This window comes from Phytohabitans flavus (assembly GCF_011764545.1).
Lineage (GTDB): Bacteria > Actinomycetota > Actinomycetes > Mycobacteriales > Micromonosporaceae > Phytohabitans > Phytohabitans flavus.
Window position 1 is genome coordinate 7,648,260 of the sequence record NZ_AP022870.1, and the last position, 18,060, is coordinate 7,666,319.

Sequence of the window (18,060 nt, forward strand, 5' to 3'; positions counted from 1 at the left end):
CTTTCGCCGGTGCCTGGTTAGATGTGGAAAGCCTGAGCAACGGGGCGGGCTAGGATCCCCACGTGCGCGTACTGCTTATTGGCGGTGGTGGGCGGGAGCACGCCCTGGCCCTCGGCTTGGCTGCTGATCCCGCGACCGAGCACCTCATCGCTGCCCCCGGCAATCCCGGCATCGCCGCGATCGCGGAGATTCGGGCAGTGGAGGTGGCCAGCCCGGAGGCTGTCGCCGCCCTCGCGGTAGAGAGCGGGGTTGACCTCGTCGTCGTCGGGCCGGAGGCGCCGCTCGTCGCTGGCGTCGCCGATGCTGTACGGGCCAAGGGGATCGCTTGCTTCGGGCCCTCCGAGGCGGCCGCTCAGCTCGAAGGCTCCAAGGCGTTCGCCAAAGATGTGATGGCGGCGGCCGGCGTGCCGACGGCGCGGGCGCGTGTCTGCGCCAGCCGTGACGAGGCCGCGCGGGCGCTCGACGAGTTCGGCGCGCCGTACGTGGTGAAAAACGACGGGCTGGCCGCAGGCAAAGGTGTCGTTGTCACCGGTGACCGGGACGTGGCGCTGGCCCACGCGGAGTCGTGTGGGCGGGTCGTGATCGAGGAGTACCTCGACGGGCCCGAGGTCTCGCTCTTCGTGGTCACCGACGGCGAGGCGGCCGTGCCGCTGATGCCCGCCCAGGACTTCAAGCGGGTCGGCGACGGCGACACAGGCCCCAACACCGGTGGGATGGGTGCCTACGCGCCGCTCGACTGGGCGCCTTCCGGGCTTGTCGACGAGGTCATGAGGGACGTCGCCCACCCCACGCTCGCGGAGATGCGCCGGCGTGGGACGCCGTTCGCCGGGTTGCTCTACATCGGACTTGCGCTGACCAAGGCGGGGCCGCGGGTCATCGAGTTCAACGCGCGCTTCGGCGATCCCGAGACGCAGGTGGTGCTCGCGCTGCTGGAGACGCCGCTGGCCGGCCTGCTCCACGCGGCCGCCGCCGGCACGCTCGCCGCCCACCCGCCGCTGCGGTGGCAACAGGGCGCCGCCGTCACGGTCGTGCTGGCGTCGCAGGGGTATCCGACCTCGTCCCGTTCCGGCGATGTCATCACCGGCGCGGAGCGCGCCGGCATCATCCACGCCGGCACCGCGCGCCGGGCCGCCGACGGTGCGCTCGTCTCCGCGGGCGGCCGAGTCCTATGTGGTACGGCGACCGGCCCCGACCTGGCCGCCGCCCGCGACGCCGCCTACGCGCTCATCGACGGGGTGACGCTGGAGGGGGCGCACCGGCGGTCGGACATCGCGCTGGCCGCGGTGGAGGGTCGCGTGCGCGTGCCCTAACGGCACGAACCTGGGATCACCGCAGCGTCACCTGGACTTACCGTCAGTGTCATGAAGAACCGGACGGCAATGCTCCTGCTCGCGGGCGCTGTAGTGTTCGCCAGCTCGATCGGCGCGGTCGCTGGCTGTGTCTCCATAACCGGGGGACGCGATGGTGAGATTAGTGCCGGCAGCACGCCGTCACCAAGCGCCGACGCCGTCCTCGGCACCCCTGAGGCGACGCCCAGCCCCAGCCCGACCGCGACGCGCGAGACGCCTACAGAAACCGAAACCACGAAGACCACAACCACCACCAGGACCACCACGCGCCCGCCGGAGGAGTACGGCCCGCGCATCGAGTACTTCCGCATTACGCAGAAGCCCCAGTGTCCACAAGGGACCAGTGAGTACCCGGTCGAGGGTGTGCCGGTGATCGTGGAGTGGAAGGTGACCGGCGCGGAGCAGGTCACGATCTCCGTCGACGGGCCCGGGGTCTACGGCACGTACTCCGCTGAGGGCTCGGAGACCTTCACCTTCTCGTGCGGTGGGGCCGCGGACGGCGAGACGGTGAAGCACACCTACCTGCTCAAGACGGTGGGCGGCGGGTCGACCAAGTCGAAGCAGCTCACGGCCACCGCCACGGCCCACGAGATCACTCAGGTCTAGGCAGATCGCGGGCGACCACCTTGCCGGTGGCGTTGCGCGGTAGGTACGGCACGAAGTAGACGTCCCGCGGTACGCAGTAACGGGCCCGGTAACGGCGCACGTACTCGCGTACCGCGTCGGCGTCTAGCGTCTCGCCTCGGTGCAGCGCGAGGTAGGCGGCGAGGCGCTGGCCGTACTCGGGATCCGGCACGCCGATCACCGCGACCTCGCGTACCTGCGGCAACTCGGCGAGCAGGTTCTCCACTTCGGACGGGAAGACATTCTCGCCGCCCGAAATGATCATGTCGTCTTCCCGGCCCACTACGAACAGAAGCCCGGCGTCGTCGATCTGGCCGAGGTCACCGGTGGCGATCAGGCCGTCGTGCGATTCCTCCTCACCCCCCGAGGTGTACCCCTCGAAGAGCATCTCGTTGCCCACGAAGATCCGCCCGACCTGGCCCGGGGAACGGGCTGCCCGCTCGGCCCGAGGATCGCCAGGCGGGTGCCGTGTGGAGGGCGGCCGGCGGTCTGCGGCGCGGCCCGCAGGTCACGCGGGGTGGCGATGGAGGCCCAGGAGACCTCGGTCGACCCATACAGGTTGTAGAGCACGTCGCCGTAGCCGTCCATGAACCGGGTGGCCAGCCCGCCCGGCAGCGCTGAGCCGCTCACCGCCACGACACGCAGCGGGTTTGGGTGCGGCGGCGGTACCTCCAGCAGGCGCTGAAGCATCACCGGCACGGCGAAGAGTCCGCGTACCCCGTGCTGGGCCAGGAGCGCGACGCAGCCGGCCGGCTCGAAGCGGCGCTGGAGCACGACGGTGGCCCGCAGCGCGAACGAGACCTGGAGCGCCGCGTACCCCAGGTGTGGAAGAGCGGCGCCGCGATCATGATGCGATCGCGGGCGTACAGCGGAATGCGGTGGATGATCGACACCAGCGGACCGAAGCCGGCCGGCGTGCGGCGGCGGGCACCCTTGGGCGTACCGGTCGTGCCGGACGTGAGGACGATCGTGCGGCCGTCCCGCTCCGGCGGTCGCAGCTCACCCGGCGGCGCCCCGGCCACCAGCTCGGCCGCCCGCTCCTCGGTGATCCGCTCCACGCTGGGCGGCAGCGCGAGCACCTTCTCCGCGAACTCCGCGTCATGGACAAGGACGCGCAGCCGCTGCTCCTCGGCGACGGCGGCGAGCTGGGCCGGGGAGAGCCCGGTGTTGATCAGCACCGTGTCCGCGCCGAGCAGCGTCCCCGCCACCATCGCCTCGACAATGCCGGCGTGGTTGCGGCAGAGGAGGCCGATGCGGTCGCCGGCCTGCACGCCGGTCGTACCGCGCAGCGCCCGGGCCAGCCGCTCGGCGTTGCCCAGCAGCCGGCCGTACGTCACCTCGCCACGCCGTTCGTCGATGATCGCTACGCGCTCCGGGTCCCGCGCGGCCGCCTGGCGCAGCTCGCCGGAGAGGCTGAAGCCCCACCGACGTAACGCGTTGAGCTGGGCGGCCACCCGAAGCGGCGACCCGGGCGCGAGCAGTCCGCGCCGGGTCAGTGTCGCGACGACGAACGGCGTGATCATCGAATCTGTACGCCGGAGATGGCGCGGGCGATGACCAGGCGCTGGATCTCGGACGTACCTTCGAAGATCGTGTAGATCTTGGCGTCCCGGTACCACCGCTCGACGGGGTGCTCGCGCAGGTAGCCGGCGCCGCCGAGCAGCTGGACCGCCCTCTCCGTGACCGCCACGGCCACTTCACCAGCCTTGAGCTTGGACATCGAGCCCTCGCCCGCCTCGAACGCGCGGTTGTTCCGCCCCATCCAGGCGGCCCGCCACACCAGCAGCCGGGCGGCGTCGATCTCCATCTTCATGTCCGCGAGCGCGAACGCCACGGCCTGGTTTTCCACGATCGGCCGGCCGAACTGCACCCGGCCGCGGGCGTACTCCAGTGCGTACTCGTACGCCGCGCGGGCCACGCCGATCGCCTGGGCGCCAACCGTCGGGCGGGTCAGCTCGAACGTGCGCATCGCCGCCTGGCCGGCGGACCGCTGCCCGGAACGGACCCGGTCGAGCCGCTCCAGCAGCTTCTCCCGCCCACCGAGCAGGCACCGCCCCGGCACGCGTACGTCGTCGAGGAACACGTCGGCGGTGTGCGACGCGCGTAGGCCGAGCTTCTTGAGCTTGCCGGGCGAGGAGAGCCCTGCCGTGCCGGGCGGCACCACGAACGCGGCGTGCCCGCGCGACCTGAGCTCCGGGTCGACCACAGCGGTCACCACGTGGACGGCAGCGATCCCGCCGTTCGTCGCGTACGACTTCTGCCCGTTGAGCACCCACTCGTCAGTGGCCTCGTCGTAGACCGCGCGGGTGCGGATCGCGCCGACGTCGGAGCCGGCCTCGGGCTCGGTGTTGCAGAACGCCGCCACCGCCGGCTCGTCAACAGTGCCGAAGCAGGGCGGTACCCACTCGAGCATCTGCTCCGGGGTACCCGAGCCGTAGATCGAGGCGACCGCGAGCGACGTGCCGAGCAGGGCCAGGCCGATGCCCGCGTCGCCCCAGAAAAGCTCCTCGTTGGCGATCGGCAGGGAGAGACCGGTGGGGTCGGACCAGCAGTTGCCGAGGAACTCGAACCCGTACAGCCCGATCTTCGCGGCCTCCTGGATCACCGGCCAGGGCGTCTCCTCGCGGGAGTCCCACTCGGCGGCGGCTGGGCGCACGACCTCTTGGGCGAAGCCGTGCACCCAGTCCCGCAGGTCCCGCTGTTCCTCATTCAGGTCGAGCGAGAATTCCGCCATCTCAGGCCTTGGGGATGTCGAACAGGTTGGCGATGTTGGCGGCAAGGCCCAGGTCGCCCTTTGCCTTCAGCTTGCCCGTCATGAACATCATCACCGGGTTACCAGCGCCGGAGACCACCTTGAGGAACTCGACCGGCCCCATCGTGAGGCTCAGCTTCGGGTCGCTGTCCGGCGACGGCGACAGCGTGCAGACGCCGTCCGCGATCACGACCTCGTACGTGTCCGTGCCGCCGTCCGAGCGACCGGTGATGTTCCAGTGGATCACCGCGTTGGTCGAGCCGGCCCGGTCGGGGCGGAAGAGCGAGGGCATGCGCGCGAACACCTCGTCGAGGATCTTCTGGCGCATGTCGCTCGCCATTACCTCCTTGATCTGGGCGTCCGGAGCGGACTTGACGATCTGTGCGAACTGCTTGGGATCGACGCTGGAAAAATCAGACAGGTCGAAGTCGGTCATCGTTCGATGCCTCCGGATGAGTAGTTACCCGCGCGTAACCTTACGCACGGGTAGGTATGCTGGCAAGGGTGACCGCGGTTTCAGGCCCCCGACCTTCAAACGACTGCCGCGGGCGGTACGTGAGCAGATGATGCTCGACTCTGCCGTCCGCGTGTTCTCCCGGCGTGGATTTCACGCGGCGAGCATGGATGAGATAGCAGAGCAGGCCGGCATTTCCAAGCCGATGGTGTACGCGTACCTCGGCACCAAAGAGGAGCTTTTCGTCGCCTGCCTCCAGCGCGAGGGCACCAGGCTGATGGAGGCGATAGCGGCCGAGGTCGTCGGCGCGGACACGGCGGACCGGCAGCTCTGGCGCGGCCTCCGAGCGTTCTTCACGTTCGTCGGCGCGCATCGGGACGGCTGGGCGGTGCTCTATCGGCAGGCACGGGCGCAGCAGCCGTTCGCCAGCGCGTCGGCCGAGATGCGCGAGCGCATGGTCGAGGTGGTCGCGATGATGCTCGGCCGGGCCCTCGCCGCCGAGGGCCGCGAGGTCCGCGACACCGAGCTCCAGGTGATGGCGAACGCGCTGGTCGGCGCGTCGGAGTCGCTCGCCGACTGGCTGGCCGACCACCCCGAGGCCGACCCGGAGAAGACCGCGACCTGGATGATGAACGTCGCCTGGCTGGGCGCCGCACAGCTCCTGCGCGGGGAGACCTGGACGCCCTGACTACGCGGTCACCGACCCGACCAGGTGCGGCTTGCCCGACTTGGCGTTGTGCAGCGTGAAGACCCACTCCGAGTCGGCCGCTTCCTGAGCCGCCGCGAAGGTCACTGTGGATGGTAGGACCACCGGCAGCTTGAACGAGACGTCCACCGTGTACGCCTCGGGCAGGCGCCCCTCCAGCGCGGCCAGGCAGCGGGCCTTGCTCCACATCCCGTGCGCGATCGGCTGGGCGAAGCCGAAGAGGCGGGCACCGAGACGGGACGTGTGGATCGGGTTGTGGTCGCCGGAGACGCGGGCGTACTCGGTACCCACTCGAGGGTCACCCGCCACCGGGCCGCCGGCGGGGTGGCTCTGCCTGCTCGCCCTCCCGCCGGCTGGCCGAGGCTTTGCCCTCGCGGCGCAGGTACGTCGAGACATCCCGCCACACCACCTCGCCTCCCACCGAGGCGGTCGCCACGACGTCGAGTTGGCGACCGCGCGGGTGCTCACGCAGGTCGGCGGCTTGTACCGACATGTCGAGCCGCTCGCCCGCGTCGATCCGGCGGCGCAGCTCGATCCGGTTTGCCACATGGACGAGCCCCACGACCGGAAACGGGAAGTCGCGCCGGGACATCAGGCGGAAGGCCAGCGGAAACGCGAGCACGTGCGGGTACGTCGCGGGCAGCGTGTCGGCGAGGCGAAAGCCGCAGACCCGGCTGTACTCGGCGAGGTGGGCGCGATCCACGGTCGCGCCCGCCCGTTGGAGCACAGTGTCGGGGAGCCAGCCGGGCCGGTTGAACCCGGGTACGAGACCGATCGCGGCGCGTGCGTACATTCATGCCCCCAGCAGGCTCTGGCCACAGACGCGGACGACGTTGCCGGTGATGCCACCGGACGCGGGAGATGCGAACCAGGCGATCGTCTCGGCCACGTCGACCGGGAGGCCGCCCTGCGCCATGCTGTTCATCCGGCGTCCGGCCTCGCGGATCATCACCGGCACCTTCGCGGTCATGCGGGTCTCGATAAATCCGGGCGCGACCGCGTTGATGGTGATGCCCCGCTCGGCGAGCACCGGCGCCATCGACTGCACGAGGCCGATCACGCCCGCCTTGCTGGTGGCGTAGTTTGTCTGGCCGCGGTTGCCGGCGATGCCCGCGATCGAGGCCACGCCGATCAGGCGACCGCCGACGGGGATCAGATCGCGGTCCAGGAGTACCTCGTTGATCCGCTCCTGACTGGAGAGGTTGACGTCGAGCACCGAGTCCCAGCGGTCTGCGTCCATCCGGGCGATCGTCTTGTCGCGGGTGATGCCCGCGTTGTGCACCACGATGTCGACCCGGCCGTGCCGGCCGCCCATGTGGTCGGCGAGCCGGTCGGGTGCACCGGCGGCGGTGAGGTCGAGCTGGACCGCGGTACCCCTGATCTCGTTGACCACCGCGGCGAGCGCGTCGCCGGCGGCGGGCACGTCGAGGCCGATCACCTGCGCGCCGTCGCGGGCCAGGATCCTCGCGATGGCCGCGCCGATCCCGCGGGCCGCGCCCGTGACCAGGGCGACCTTGCCGTCGAGCGGCTGCTCCCAGTCGACCGGCAGGTCGATCGCGCTAGCCGGCGCGATGCGGATGACCTGCCCGGAGACGTACGCCGAGCGGCCGGAGAGCAGGAAGCGGACCGTGGACTCGACCGCGCCCTCGGCACCCGGGGTGACGTAGACGAGCTGGGAGGTCGTGCCGCGGCCGAACTCCTTGCCGATGCTGCGGGTCAGCCCTTCGATGGCGCGCTGGGCGGTGGCCTGGCGGGGCGACTCGCACGCCTCAGGCGGGGTACCGAGCACGATCACGCGGCCGCACGGGGTGAGCGAGCGGGCGTTCGGATGGAGGAAGTCGTACAGCGCGCGCAGTCCGGTGGAGTCGGTGATGCCGGAGGCGTCGAAGACCAGGGCGGCGTACCGCGCGCCGTCGTCCGGAATGCCGGCGGCCTTGAGGATCTCGCGGACCGGCTCGTGCAGGCGGCCGCCCGGGGCGGCGTCGACCAGCACAGGCCCCGGCACGAGCGGGGCGCCGGGGCGGTAGCGGCGCAGGCGGGGTGGTGCGGGCAGGCCGAGGCGCTTGACGACCGCCCGGCCCGCACCAGAGTTGGCGAAGGTCGCATACCGATCAGCCATACGAGTATCCTACTGGCGAGTAAGGTTCTCGGGGAGAGGAAAGTACCGTGCGAAGGGTCGCGATCATCGGTGGCAACCGGATCCCGTTCGCCCGTTCGAACAGCCGGTACGCCACGGCGTCCAACCAGGACATGCTGACCGCCGCGCTGGACGGCTTGATCGCCCGCTACGGGCTCGCCGGCCAGCGCCTCGGCGAGGTGGTGGCCGGTGCGGTGCTCAAGCACTCGCGCGACTTCAACCTAACTCGCGAGGTGGTCCTCGGTTCACGGCTGGACGCGCACACGCCGGCGTATGACGTGCAGCAGGCGTGCGGCACCGGCCTGGAGGCCTCCATCCTGGTCGCCAACAAGATCGCGCTGGGCCAGATCGAGGTGGGCATCGCCGGCGGTGTGGACACCACGTCGGACGCACCGCTCCAGCTCAACGAGGACATGCGGCGCGCACTGCTCCAGATCAACTCGGCCCGTACGCTCGGTGGGCGGCTGCGCGCGGCTACCCGGCTGCGCCCGCATCAGCCGTTCCGCCCAGAGGTCCCGCGTAACGCCGAGCCGCGTACCGGGCTGTCGATGGGCGAGCACGCCGCGATTACCGCTGTGCAGTGGGGGATCGACCGCGCGGAGCAGGACAAGCTGGCACTGGAGTCGCACCAGAAGCTTGCCGCGGCGTACGAGCGTGGGTTCTTCGACGATCTGCTCACGCCGTACCTCGGCCTGGGCCGTGACCAGAATCTGCGCCCGGACACCTCCCTGGAGAAGCTCGCCGCGCTCAAGCCGGCGTTCCGGACTCCCACCGGGGAGCCGACCATGACCGCCGGCAACTCCTCGCCGCTCACCGACGGTGCGGCGGTCGTGCTGCTCGCCTCCGAGGAGTGGGCGGCCGCGCACAACCTGCCGGTGCTGGCCTGGTTCGTCGACGCCGAGACGGCCGCGGTCGACTTCGTACACGGCGCGGAGGGCCTGCTCATGGCGCCCACGTACGCGGTGCCTCGGCTGCTGGCGCGCCGCGGGCTCACGCTCCAGGACTTCGACTTCTACGAGATCCACGAGGCATTCGCGTCGCAGGTGCTCGCCACGCTGGCGGCCTGGGAGTCGCCCGAGTTCTGCAAGGACAAGCTCGGCCTCGACGCGCCGCTCGGGTCGATCGACCGGGCCAAGCTGAACGTCAACGGCTCGTCGCTGGCCGCGGGGCACCCGTTCGCCGCGACGGGTGGCCGGATCGTGGCCACGCTCGCCAAGCTGCTCGCGGAGCGGGGCTCCGGCCGCGGCCTCATCTCCATCTGCGCGGCGGGCGGCCAGGGCGTCGTCGCGATCATGGAGGGTTGAGCGCCTCCTCGTACGCCAGCAGCGTGTCGACGAACATCTGGCGCTGCGCCGGGGTCAGGGGCGCGAGCGCCTGCCGCCAGGCGACCGCGCCCTTGCCCAGCCACTCGTTGATCGCCGCGTGGTGCTCGTCGGCGATGCTCACGATCGTTCGCCGCCGGTCGGTTTCGTCCTCCCGCCGCCGCAGGATTCCTTGGCGGCTGAGGTCGCCGACCATCAGGCTCACCGTCGCCGGCGCCACCTCCAGCCGGGCGGCCAGCTCGTTGACGCCGAGCGGCCCCTCGAAGAGCAGGTACGCGAGCAGCGACAGGTGGCGCGGCGCGAGCGAAAAGGACGCCAGCGCGTCCGGCACCCGGTGCCGTTTGACCCGGCCGACCAGGCGCGGCATGAAGAGCAGCAGCGTGCGGATGGCGTCGTCCACAGCCAGACCGTCGGGCGTTGACACTAGCTTTCTCCGTAACTTACCTTTGCTGACAAAGATGCTTTGCTTGCAAAGCAAATCTTCCTGACGGGGTGAGGATATGACGGACCGAGCGCTTGGGCTTGGTGACCAGCTTGTGCAGATCCACGACGTGCTGCGGCGTGACCTCGCCGCGCTCCGGGCGGGTGACCTGCCCGCCGCCGACCTGAGGGTGCACTGCCTGGCCTTTTGCGGAGCGATCACCGCACATCACACCAGGGAGGACGGGGCTTTCTCCGACTTCGAGCGGCAGATGCCCGAGCTTGGGCCGCTGCTGGCGCGGCTCCGCATGGGGCACGCCATGATCGCCCGCCGGCTCGAGGCGGGGATCGACGACCTCGACGAGCTGGCCGCGGAGCTGGAGGCGCACTTCGCCTACGAGGAGGAGCACCTCGTCCCCGCGCTCAACAAGCTGTGAGAATGGGCCGGTGATCCCAAATGTGCTCGCCGCCCGCTACGCGTCCTCCGAGCTGACCGCGATCTGGGCGCCCGAGGAAAAAGTGCGGCTGGAGCGGCGGCTGTGGGTGGCCGTCCTGCGCGCGCAGCGTGACCTGGGCATCGAGGTGCCGGATGGGGTCGTGGAGGCGTATGAGCGGGTGCTCGACAACGTCGACCTCGCCTCGATCGCCGCCCGCGAGCGGGTGACCCGCCACGATGTGAAGGCGCGCATCGAGGAGTTCAGCGCGCTCGCCGGTCACGAGCACGTCCACAAGGGGATGACCTCCCGCGACCTGACCGAAAACGTCGAGCAGCTTCAGGTGCGCCGGTCGCTGGAGCTGGTCCGCGACCGGGCGGTTGCCACCCTCGCCCGGCTGGCCCGCCTCGCGGTCGAGCACTCCGACCTGGTGATGACCGGCCGCTCGCACAACGTCGCCGCGCAGGCCACGACGCTCGGCAAGCGGTTCGCGTCGGCGGCCGAGGAGCTGCTGATCGCGTACGAGCGGCTGGATGACCTCATCGACTGGTACCCGTTGCGCGGCATCAAGGGCCCGGTCGGTACGGCCGCCGACCAGCTTGACCTCTTCGACGGTGACGCCGAGCGGCTCGCCGACCTGGAGCGGCGGGTGGCCACGCACCTCGGCTTCAGCCGGGTGCTGGACAGCGTCGGGCAGGTGTACCCGCGGTCGATCGACTTCGCCACGGTCGCCGCGCTGGCGCAGCTCGTCGCCGGCCCCTCCGCACTGGCCACGACCATCCGGCTCATGGTCGGGCAGGAGCTTGTCACCGAAGGGTTCCGCCCCGGCCAGGTGGGCTCCTCGGCGATGCCGCACAAGATGAACACCCGGTCCAGCGAGCGGGTCAACGGGCTCGCGGTGATCGTCCGTGGCTACCTGTCGATGGTCGGCGAGCTCGCTGGCGACCAGTGGAACGAGGGTGACGTCTCCTGCTCGGTGGTGCGCCGGGTCGCGCTGCCGGACTCGTTCTTCGCGACCGACGGGCTGTTCCAGACGTTCCTGACCGTGCTCGACGAGTTCGGCGCATACCCGGCGGTGATTGCCCGCGAGCTGGACCGCTACCTGCCGTTCCTGGCCACCACGAAGATCCTGGTGGCGGCGGTGCGGCGGGGCGTCGGGCGGGAGGCCGCGCACGAGGCGATCAAGGAGCACGCGGTGGCGGTGGCGCTGGCTATGCGGGAGAAGGGCGTCGCGGAAAACGACCTCTTCGACCGGCTCGCGCTCGACAGCCGGCTGGGGCTGAGCCGCGCGGAGATCGACGCGCTGGTGGCCGACCGGGAGGCCTTCGTCGGCGCGGCGGCGGCGCAGGTGCGCGCGGTGGTGGACCGGATCGCCGAGGTGGTGGCCCGGCATCCGCGGGCGGCCAGCTACACGCCCGCTCCGATCCTCTAGCGCGGCGCCGAGTTCCGTTGCGCGCTGGGTCGGGGAGAACCTCCCCGACCCAGCGGCGTGACACGGCCCACCAGGTCGCGGGCCGTGCGGCCCACCGGCAGCTCATACGGCCGGCGGTCGCCCGGTGGCTCAAGGCAGTGACATGCTCCACTGCCTATGCGACTACTTTCGTCACCACGACCGCGGTGCCGTACGCGCACAGCTCCACCCACAGCGTGCCGGTGTCGCGGTGGTCGAACCGCATGCCGATGACGGCGTTTGCCCCGCGCTCGCGGGCGGCCTCTCCCAACTTGGAAACGGCCTCGGTGCGCCAGCGCAGCAGGTGCTCGGGCGCTTTGGGGTCGTAGGCGCCGCCGCGGAGTGACTTCACACCCTCGGCGAACGCGTTGCGGGTCCGGGCCATCGAGATGATGACTTCTCCCAGGACAGCGTGAACGTGGTACCCAGGCAAGTTGTCCGTCGTGACGACGAGCACACCGAGAAAGTAGGACTTTCCGGACGCGAACATGAGGGCAATCGGCGGAAGCACCCGCGTACCGCAAAACCGCGCGGCGCGGACAAGCGTCCGCGCCGCGCTAGATCGAGGCAGTAACTGTCACACACCCGACACCGAGCGAATCCAGGCCCGGTTGTACGCGACGCTGCCGTAGTTCTGGATGTTCACGCCGTCCGCGGTGGAGGCGACGCCCACCTGCTGGCCGTTGTAGAACTGCGGCCCACCGGAGTCGCCGCGCCACGCGTTGCCGTTGATCCGGGTGGTGCGGATCGCCTGGCCGCCGTACGCGTCGGTGGCGCTGTTGCTGGTCACGCGCACGTTGGCGGTCTTGAGCTGGGTCGACGCGCCGCAGCCGCTGTAGCAGGTCATGCCCCAGCCGTAGATCGAGTTGGTCGAGCTGATCGGCGGGTTGCTGCTGGCCAGCGTCACGTACGACGTGCTCACCGAGCTGCTGAGTCGCATCAGTGCCAGGTCGTTCTGCGCGAACGTGGCGGACACGGTACGGGTCACGCCGCCGGAGGTGCGGTTGACGCTGCCGACCCGCACCGACATCGTGCCGTTGAGGCAGTGCCGGGCGGTGAGCACCCAGTTCGCCGCGATGATCGTGCCGGAGCAGGTGAACGAGCCGTTGGCGAGCACAGCGGCGGCCCACGGGGCGGACGACACGGTACCGCCGCCGATGATCAGGGGCGTGGGGTCGGCGACGGCCGCGCCGGGTACCACGAGGGCGCCGGTGACCGTGGCGGCGATGGCCGCGGCGGCGAGGCGGATGCGCATGGCAACTCCTTCGTGAGGGGGTTTGCCACACGCTAGGAAACATCGATGATCGTCCACAAATCACATTGCAGTCATATCGCAATCGCAGATATGGCCGCATGACAGGTATAGTCGCTGCTCAGCGAAGGGGAGTAGCCCCCAATCGCGCGGTCGACACACTGGCGCCTCGAGCGCCCGGCCGCGCGGACCGCCTCACGGCGGTGGGCGAGACCTTCGACCCAGGCCCGCGTGGGCCGGGTCGAGGGGCGCCCCGTCTCCCGGCCCGGCCGGGAAGGATCCCGATGGAGTACCTGCTCGTCGCGCTCACCGCGTTCGTGCTGATCCTGCCGGTGGAGCTGCCGGACAAGACGTTCGTCGCCACCCTCGTGCTCAGCACCCGCTTCCCGGCGCTGCCGGTGTGGCTCGGCGTGATCGCGGCGTTCGGTGTGCAGTGCCTCGTGGCCGTCGGCGCCGGAACACTGCTCTCCCAGCTGCCCCAGCGGCCGGTCGCGCTGGTCGCCGCCGCGCTCTTCGGGTCGGCGCGGCGATCCTGCTCCGCGGCGCGCGGCGCGCCGACACAGAGGAGAAGGAACAAGAGGAGGAGTACGCGGAGAAGGTGACCCCGTCGCGGAGTGGCCTGCGGGCGGCCGGCGCGAGCTTCGTGGTGCTCTTCACGGCCGAGTGGGGCGACCTGTCCCAACTGCTCACGGCCGGCCTGGTGGCGAGCGGCAAGCCGGCGATCCCGGTCTTCTTCGGCTCGTGGGCGGCACTGGCCGTGGTCTCTGGGCTGGCTGTACTCCTGGGGCGCTGGCTGCTGCGACGCGTCCGGCTGTCACTCGTGCGGTACGTCGCGGCCGGTGTCTGTGCCGTGCTCTGCGTGATCACCGTCATCGGTGCTGTGACCGGTTGAGCAGGGCGGCCGGTGCGTGGTTACGACGCTCTACCAGGTACGCTGGTCAGCGCTCGCTTCCATTCGCGAGGCGGCACACACATCCGGCCCATCGGCCGATAGCGGCAAATTCTGCGTACACAGTCAGGAGTGTCCAGTGGCTCGCGTCGTTGTCGACGTCATGCTCAAGCCGGAGATCCTCGATCCGCAGGGTCAAGCGGTCGCCAGTGCGCTGCCCCGGCTCGGCGTCAACGATGTCACCTCTGTGCGGATCGGCCGGCGCATCGAGATCGAGTTCGCCGGTGAGCCCGACCTCGACCGGGCCCGGGAGATCGCCGACAAGCTGCTGGCCAACCCCGTGATCGAAGACTTCACGGTGCGTGTCGACACGACCGGCAGCGACTCGCGGGAGTCGCAGCCGGCGGAGGCACCGGCATGAGCACGCGGGTGGGTGTCGTCACGTTTCCGGGGTCGCTCGACGACGGTGACGCGGCTCGCGCCGTGCGGGTCGCCGGCGGCGATGCCGTGGGGCTGTGGCACGCCGACCCCGACCTGCACGGCGTCGACGCGGTGGTCCTGCCCGGCGGCTTCTCGTACGGGGACTATCTGCGCGGCGGCGCCATCGCCCGGTTCGCCCCGGTGATGGAGACGATCGCCGCGGCGGCCCGCGAGGGCCTGCCGGTGCTCGGCATCTGCAACGGCTTCCAGATCCTCTGCGAGGCGCACATCCTGCCCGGGGCGCTCATCCGCAACCAGCACATGCACTTCCGCGCGCGCGACCAGCGGCTGCGCATCGAGGCGGTGCAGCCGGTGTGGACCAACGCGTTCACCGACAGCCAGGACGTCGTCATCCCGATCAAGCACGGTGAGGGTCGGTATGTGGCGGACGAGCGCACGCTCGACGAGCTCGAGGCAAACGGCCAGATCGTCGCGCGTTACGTCGGCGGCAACCCCAACGGCGCGCAGCGCGACATCGCCGCGATCAGCAACGCGGCTGGCAACGTTGTCGGCATGATGCCGCACCCCGAGCACGCGGTGGACGCCCTGACCGGGCCTTCCACCGACGGCCTCGGCTTCTTCACGTCGATGTTGAAGTTCCTCGCCGGCGCTCCGGCGGACCAGGGAGCGTCATGACAACACAGCCCGAGGTCACCGTCGTCGTGGACGAGTTCGACGGTGGCCCGGATACGGTCCAGCGCGCCGCCGCCACGCCCGAGGAGCTCCAGCCGTACGCCGAGCTGGGCCTGCGCGACGACGAGTACGAGCGGATCCGTGAGGTGCTCGGCCGCCGGCCGACCCAGTCCGAGCTGGCGATGTACTCGATCATGTGGAGCGAGCACTGCTCCTACAAGTCGAGCAAGGTGCACCTGCGCCAGTTCGGTGAGAAGGTGCCGCCCAGCGACAAGCTGCTCGCCGGCATCGGCGAAAACGCGGGCGTCATCCAGGTCAGCGACGACATCGCGGTGACGTTCAAGGTCGAGTCGCACAACCACCCGAGCTACGTCGAGCCGTACCAGGGTGCCGCCACCGGCGTCGGCGGCATCGTCCGCGACATCCTCGCGATGGGTGCCCGGCCGGTCGCCGTCATGGACCCGCTGCGCTTCGGCGCCGCCGACCACGAAGACACCGCCCGCGTGCTGCCCGGCGTGGTCAGTGGCATCGGGGGTATGGAAACAGCCTCGGCCTGCCCAACATCGGCGGCGAGGTCGTCTTCGACCCCTGCTACCAGGGCAACCCGCTGGTCAACGCGCTCTGCCTCGGCGTGCTGCCGGTCGACCGCCTGCAAAACAAGGCCGCTACCGGCCCGGGCAACATCGTGGTGCTGATGGGCGCCAAGACCGGGCGTGACGGCATCGGTGGCGTCTCGGTGCTGGCCAGCGCGACGTTCGACGACGAGAGCGAGCAGCGCCGCCCGTCCGTGCAGGTCGGCGACCCGTTCATGGAAAAGCTCCTGATCGAGGCGTGCCTGGAGCTCTACGACGACCGGCGGGTCGTCGGCATCCAGGACCTCGGTGGCGCCGGCCTGACCTGCGCGCTGACCGAGACCGCCGCGGCGGCCGGCACCGGCATGAAGGTCGAGCTCGACCTGGTGCCGCTGCGCGAGCCGTCGATGGCGCCGCACGAGATCCTTGCCAGCGAGTCGCAGGAGCGCATGCTCCTGATCGTCACGCCCGACCAGCTCGAAGCCGTGCTCAAGACCGCCGCGCGGTGGGGCGTGCTGGCCACCGCGATCGGCGAGGTCACCCCGCCCGGCCCCGAGGGGTTGCCCGGCCGCCTCACGATCACCTGGCGGGGACACACGGTCGTCGACGTGCCGCCGGGTTCGCTCGCCGACGACGGCCCGGTGTATGCGCGGCCGATGCGTGAGCCCGCCGACCTGATCCTGATCCAGGCCGACCGCGCCGAGACGCTGCCCCGACCGTCCACACCGGACGCGCTGCGGGAGACCGTGCTGCGGATGATCGCCTCGCCGAACCTCTGCGACAAGACCTGGGTGACCGAGCAGTACGACCGGTTCGTGCTCGGCAACACCGTGCTCGCCCAGCCCGAAGACGCCGGTGTGATCCGCATCGACGAGCGCACCGGTCTCGGTGTGGCGCTTTCCGTCGACGGAAACGGGCGGTATGCGCGGCTCGACCCGTACGCCGGGGCGAAGCTGGCACTCGCCGAGGCGTACCGCAACGTCGCCGTCACTGGCGCAAAGCCGCTCGCGGTCACAAACTGCCTCAACTTCGGCTCGCCCGAGGACCCGGCCGTCATGTGGCAGTTCGCCGAGGCCGTGCGGGGGCTCGCCGACGGTTGCGTCGAGCTTGGCATCCCGGTGACCGGCGGCAATGTGAGCTTCTACAACCAGACCGGCGCTGCGGCGATCCACCCGACCCCGGTCGTGGGCGTGCTCGGTGTGATCGACGACGTCGCGCAGCGGGTGCCGATGGGCTTCCCCAAGCCGGCCAACCCCGAGGGCGACATCATCTTCCTGCTCGGCGAGACCCGGCTGGAGCTGTCCGGCTCCGAGTGGGCCTGGGTCGAGCACGAGCACCTCGGCGGCGTACCCCGCGGGTCGACCTGGCCCGCGAGCGGGCGCTCGCCGAGCTGCTCGCCGAGGCCGCGCGGGTCGGCCACCTCAGCGCGGCGCACGACCTCTCCGACGGCGGTCTCGCGCAGGTGCTGGTGGAGGCCTGCCTGCGGCGGGGCGTCGGCGCCCGGATCGCGCTGCCCGAGGAGTTCGCGACCGGCTCGATGCCGTTCGTCTTCCTCTTCAGCGAGTCGGGTGGCCGGGCGATGGTGTCGGTGCCGCGCGGCCACGAGAAGGCGTTCACCGCGCTCTGCACGGAGAGCGGCGTGCCGTGGACCCCGCTGGGCGTGACCGACGAAAACGGCGGTCAGCTCGAGGTCCGCAACCAGTTCACGATCGGGCTCGACGAGCTGCGGGAGGCGCACACCGCGACGCTGCCGCGCCTCTTCGGTGCCTGAGCCGGTCTTCGCGCAGCCTGGCGCGGGAGTCCGTTTCGACTGGGGCCTCGCCGGTGCATCTGAGCTGGGCCGCGTCTGCGCGGTACTGGTCGTGGTGGACGTGCTCTCGTTCACCACGTCGGTCGACGTCGCGGTCGGGCGCGGCATGCGGGTGCACCCCTTTCCATGGGGCGCGCAGGCCGACGACTTCGCCCGCCGCATCGGCGCCGTCGCTGCGGTCGGCCGGCGGGCGGTGAGCGAGGAACGCCCCTGGTCGCTGTCGCCGGCCACGCTGCGGTCCGCGCCGGTCGTGCCCGACCTTGTGCTGCCTTCGCCGAACGGCTCGGCCATCTCCGCCGCCGCGAGCGCGACCGGCCTTCCGGTGCTGGCCGGCTGCGTCCGCAACGCACCCGCCGTCGCGCGCTGGCTTCTCTCCCGGGGGTACGGGACCTCGCGCGCCCCGGTCGGTGTGGTGGCGGCCGGCGAACGGTGGCCGGACGGCACACTCCGCCCAAGCGTGGAAGACCTGCTCGGCGGGGCTGCGGTACTCGACGGCCTGGCCGACGCGCCGGGCGGCCTTTCGGTGGAGGCGGCGGTGGCGCTATCCGCGCTGACCGGCGTGCCGGACGTGCCGGCGGCGATCCGGGGCTGCGCGTCCGGGCGGGAGTTGGCCGAGTCGGGGTTCGCCGAAGACGTCGAGATCGCTGTCGAGGCGGGCGTCTCGGACGTGGTACCGGTGCTCGACAAGGGCGTCTTCGCCGCCACCTGACGCCGTTTGACGCCGGCCGGTTGGTCGCTCGCGGCGGAGCCGTGGAGCTGGGCTAGATAGCGAAGTG

At 70.9% G+C, this 18,060-nt stretch carries 16 protein-coding genes and 4 pseudogenes; 12 read left to right on the forward strand and 8 right to left on the reverse strand.

Annotated elements, in window-relative coordinates:
- The first annotated feature begins 62 nt into the window (after positions 1-62).
- Both purD and Pflav_RS33815 read left to right on the forward strand, forming a co-directional pair.
- Positions 63-1,310 (forward strand): phosphoribosylamine--glycine ligase, encoded by a 1,248-nt coding sequence (gene purD / locus Pflav_RS33810; protein WP_173040814.1) that lies wholly within the window; start codon positions 63-65, stop codon positions 1,308-1,310.
- A gap of 51 nt (positions 1,311-1,361) precedes the next feature.
- On the forward strand, positions 1,362-1,955 hold the full coding sequence (locus tag Pflav_RS33815) for a hypothetical protein (RefSeq protein WP_173040815.1): 594 nt from the start codon (positions 1,362-1,364) through the stop codon (positions 1,953-1,955).
- Here the strand turns inward: Pflav_RS33815 and Pflav_RS33820 are convergent.
- From Pflav_RS33820 to Pflav_RS33830, 3 genes and pseudogenes are all read right to left on the reverse strand, one after another.
- Positions 1,942-3,496: pseudogene (locus tag Pflav_RS33820) on the reverse strand (AMP-binding protein). The gene Pflav_RS33815 and the pseudogene Pflav_RS33820 overlap by 14 nt on opposite strands.
- Entirely contained in the window at positions 3,493-4,707 is a 1,215-nt protein-coding gene (locus Pflav_RS33825) for an acyl-CoA dehydrogenase family protein (protein ID WP_173040816.1), read from the reverse strand. Before Pflav_RS33825 ends, Pflav_RS33820 begins: the two are co-directional and overlap by 4 nt.
- 1 nt (position 4,708) lies before the next feature.
- Positions 4,709-5,161: an SCP2 sterol-binding domain-containing protein gene (locus Pflav_RS33830; protein WP_173040817.1), complete on the reverse strand. Its 453-nt coding sequence runs from the start codon at positions 5,159-5,161 to the stop codon at positions 4,709-4,711.
- A gap of 127 nt (positions 5,162-5,288) precedes the next feature.
- On the opposite strand from Pflav_RS33830, the gene Pflav_RS33835 reads away from it, so the two are divergent.
- A complete protein-coding gene (locus Pflav_RS33835; RefSeq protein WP_232072210.1) occupies positions 5,289-5,867 on the forward strand; it encodes a TetR/AcrR family transcriptional regulator in 579 nt (192 codons plus the stop codon).
- On the opposite strand, the pseudogene Pflav_RS49140 reads toward Pflav_RS33835, so the two are convergent.
- Positions 5,868-6,678, reverse strand: a pseudogene (locus tag Pflav_RS49140) (MaoC family dehydratase).
- On the reverse strand, positions 6,679-8,004 hold the full coding sequence (locus Pflav_RS33845; protein WP_173040819.1) for a 3-oxoacyl-ACP reductase: 1,326 nt from the start codon (positions 8,002-8,004) through the stop codon (positions 6,679-6,681).
- Between the two features lie 47 nt (positions 8,005-8,051).
- Here Pflav_RS33845 and Pflav_RS33850 point away from each other — a divergent pair, with 47 nt between their 5' ends.
- Positions 8,052-9,326 carry an acetyl-CoA C-acetyltransferase gene (locus Pflav_RS33850; protein WP_173040820.1) on the forward strand — a complete coding sequence of 425 codons (1,275 nt, stop codon included), beginning with the start codon at positions 8,052-8,054 and terminating at the stop codon, positions 9,324-9,326.
- Here Pflav_RS33850 and Pflav_RS33855 read toward each other — a convergent pair.
- Positions 9,313-9,744, reverse strand: a complete 432-nt coding sequence (locus Pflav_RS33855; RefSeq protein ID WP_232072215.1) for a MarR family winged helix-turn-helix transcriptional regulator — start codon at positions 9,742-9,744, stop codon at positions 9,313-9,315. The two genes, Pflav_RS33850 and Pflav_RS33855, sit on opposite strands and share 14 nt — an antisense overlap.
- A gap of 100 nt (positions 9,745-9,844) precedes the next feature.
- On the opposite strand from Pflav_RS33855, the gene Pflav_RS33860 reads away from it, so the two are divergent.
- The gene (locus tag Pflav_RS33860) at positions 9,845-10,201 is read left to right on the forward strand and encodes a hemerythrin domain-containing protein (RefSeq protein WP_173040821.1); all 357 of its coding nucleotides are present in this window, start codon (positions 9,845-9,847) and stop codon (positions 10,199-10,201) included.
- 10 nt (positions 10,202-10,211) lie between these two features.
- The gene (gene purB / locus Pflav_RS33865; RefSeq protein ID WP_173040822.1) at positions 10,212-11,630 is read left to right on the forward strand and encodes an adenylosuccinate lyase; all 1,419 of its coding nucleotides are present in this window, start codon (positions 10,212-10,214) and stop codon (positions 11,628-11,630) included.
- A 160-nt stretch (positions 11,631-11,790) separates the two neighbouring features.
- Here purB and Pflav_RS33870 read toward each other — a convergent pair.
- Positions 11,791-12,138: pseudogene (locus Pflav_RS33870) on the reverse strand (heavy metal-binding domain-containing protein); the annotation flags it as partial.
- Positions 12,139-12,225: 87 nt separating this feature from the next.
- Entirely contained in the window at positions 12,226-12,903 is a 678-nt protein-coding gene (locus tag Pflav_RS33875) for a S1 family peptidase (RefSeq protein ID WP_173040823.1), read from the reverse strand.
- Between the two features lie 281 nt (positions 12,904-13,184).
- Between Pflav_RS33875 and Pflav_RS44210 the strand changes: the two genes are divergently transcribed.
- The 6 genes and pseudogenes from Pflav_RS44210 to Pflav_RS33900 all read left to right on the forward strand — a co-directional run bounded on the left by Pflav_RS44210 (position 13,185) and on the right by Pflav_RS33900 (position 17,993).
- Entirely contained in the window at positions 13,185-13,502 is a 318-nt protein-coding gene (locus Pflav_RS44210; protein ID WP_197938801.1) for a TMEM165/GDT1 family protein, read from the forward strand.
- On the forward strand, positions 13,499-13,792 hold the full coding sequence (locus Pflav_RS44215; RefSeq protein ID WP_197938802.1) for a TMEM165/GDT1 family protein: 294 nt from the start codon (positions 13,499-13,501) through the stop codon (positions 13,790-13,792). The genes Pflav_RS44210 and Pflav_RS44215 overlap by 4 nt, the downstream gene beginning before the upstream one ends.
- A 136-nt stretch (positions 13,793-13,928) precedes the next feature.
- Positions 13,929-14,210: a phosphoribosylformylglycinamidine synthase subunit PurS gene (gene purS / locus Pflav_RS33885; protein ID WP_173040824.1), complete on the forward strand. Its 282-nt coding sequence runs from the start codon at positions 13,929-13,931 to the stop codon at positions 14,208-14,210.
- Complete coding sequence (gene purQ, locus Pflav_RS33890) at positions 14,207-14,905, forward strand: phosphoribosylformylglycinamidine synthase subunit PurQ (protein ID WP_173040825.1); 699 nt, start codon at positions 14,207-14,209, stop codon at positions 14,903-14,905. Before purS ends, purQ begins: the two co-directional genes overlap by 4 nt.
- Positions 14,902-17,245: pseudogene (purL, locus tag Pflav_RS33895) on the forward strand (phosphoribosylformylglycinamidine synthase subunit PurL). Before purQ ends, purL begins: the two are co-directional and overlap by 4 nt.
- Positions 17,238-17,993 carry a 2-phosphosulfolactate phosphatase gene (locus tag Pflav_RS33900; RefSeq protein WP_173040826.1) on the forward strand — a complete coding sequence of 252 codons (756 nt, stop codon included), beginning with the start codon at positions 17,238-17,240 and terminating at the stop codon, positions 17,991-17,993. Before purL ends, Pflav_RS33900 begins: the two are co-directional and overlap by 8 nt.
- The last annotated feature ends 67 nt before the right edge of the window (positions 17,994-18,060 follow it).

What these genes read in the sequence shown, in the direction of transcription:
- Pflav_RS33815 (WP_173040815.1), top strand. Translation starts at nt 1,362, where the DNA reads ATGAAGAACCGGACGGCAATGCTCCTGCTCGCGGGCGCTGTAGTGTTC.
- Pflav_RS33825 (WP_173040816.1), bottom strand. Translation starts at nt 4,707, where the DNA reads ATGGCGGAATTCTCGCTCGACCTGAATGAGGAACAGCGGGACCTGCGG.
- Pflav_RS33830 (WP_173040817.1), bottom strand. Translation starts at nt 5,161, where the DNA reads ATGACCGACTTCGACCTGTCTGATTTTTCCAGCGTCGATCCCAAGCAG.
- Pflav_RS33835 (WP_232072210.1), top strand. Translation starts at nt 5,289, where the DNA reads ATGATGCTCGACTCTGCCGTCCGCGTGTTCTCCCGGCGTGGATTTCAC.
- Pflav_RS33845 (WP_173040819.1), bottom strand. Translation starts at nt 8,004, where the DNA reads ATGGCTGATCGGTATGCGACCTTCGCCAACTCTGGTGCGGGCCGGGCG.
- Pflav_RS33860 (WP_173040821.1), top strand. Translation starts at nt 9,845, where the DNA reads ATGACGGACCGAGCGCTTGGGCTTGGTGACCAGCTTGTGCAGATCCAC.
- Pflav_RS33875 (WP_173040823.1), bottom strand. Translation starts at nt 12,903, where the DNA reads ATGCGCATCCGCCTCGCCGCCGCGGCCATCGCCGCCACGGTCACCGGC.
- Pflav_RS44210 (WP_197938801.1), top strand. Translation starts at nt 13,185, where the DNA reads ATGGAGTACCTGCTCGTCGCGCTCACCGCGTTCGTGCTGATCCTGCCG.
- purQ (WP_173040825.1), top strand. Translation starts at nt 14,207, where the DNA reads ATGAGCACGCGGGTGGGTGTCGTCACGTTTCCGGGGTCGCTCGACGAC.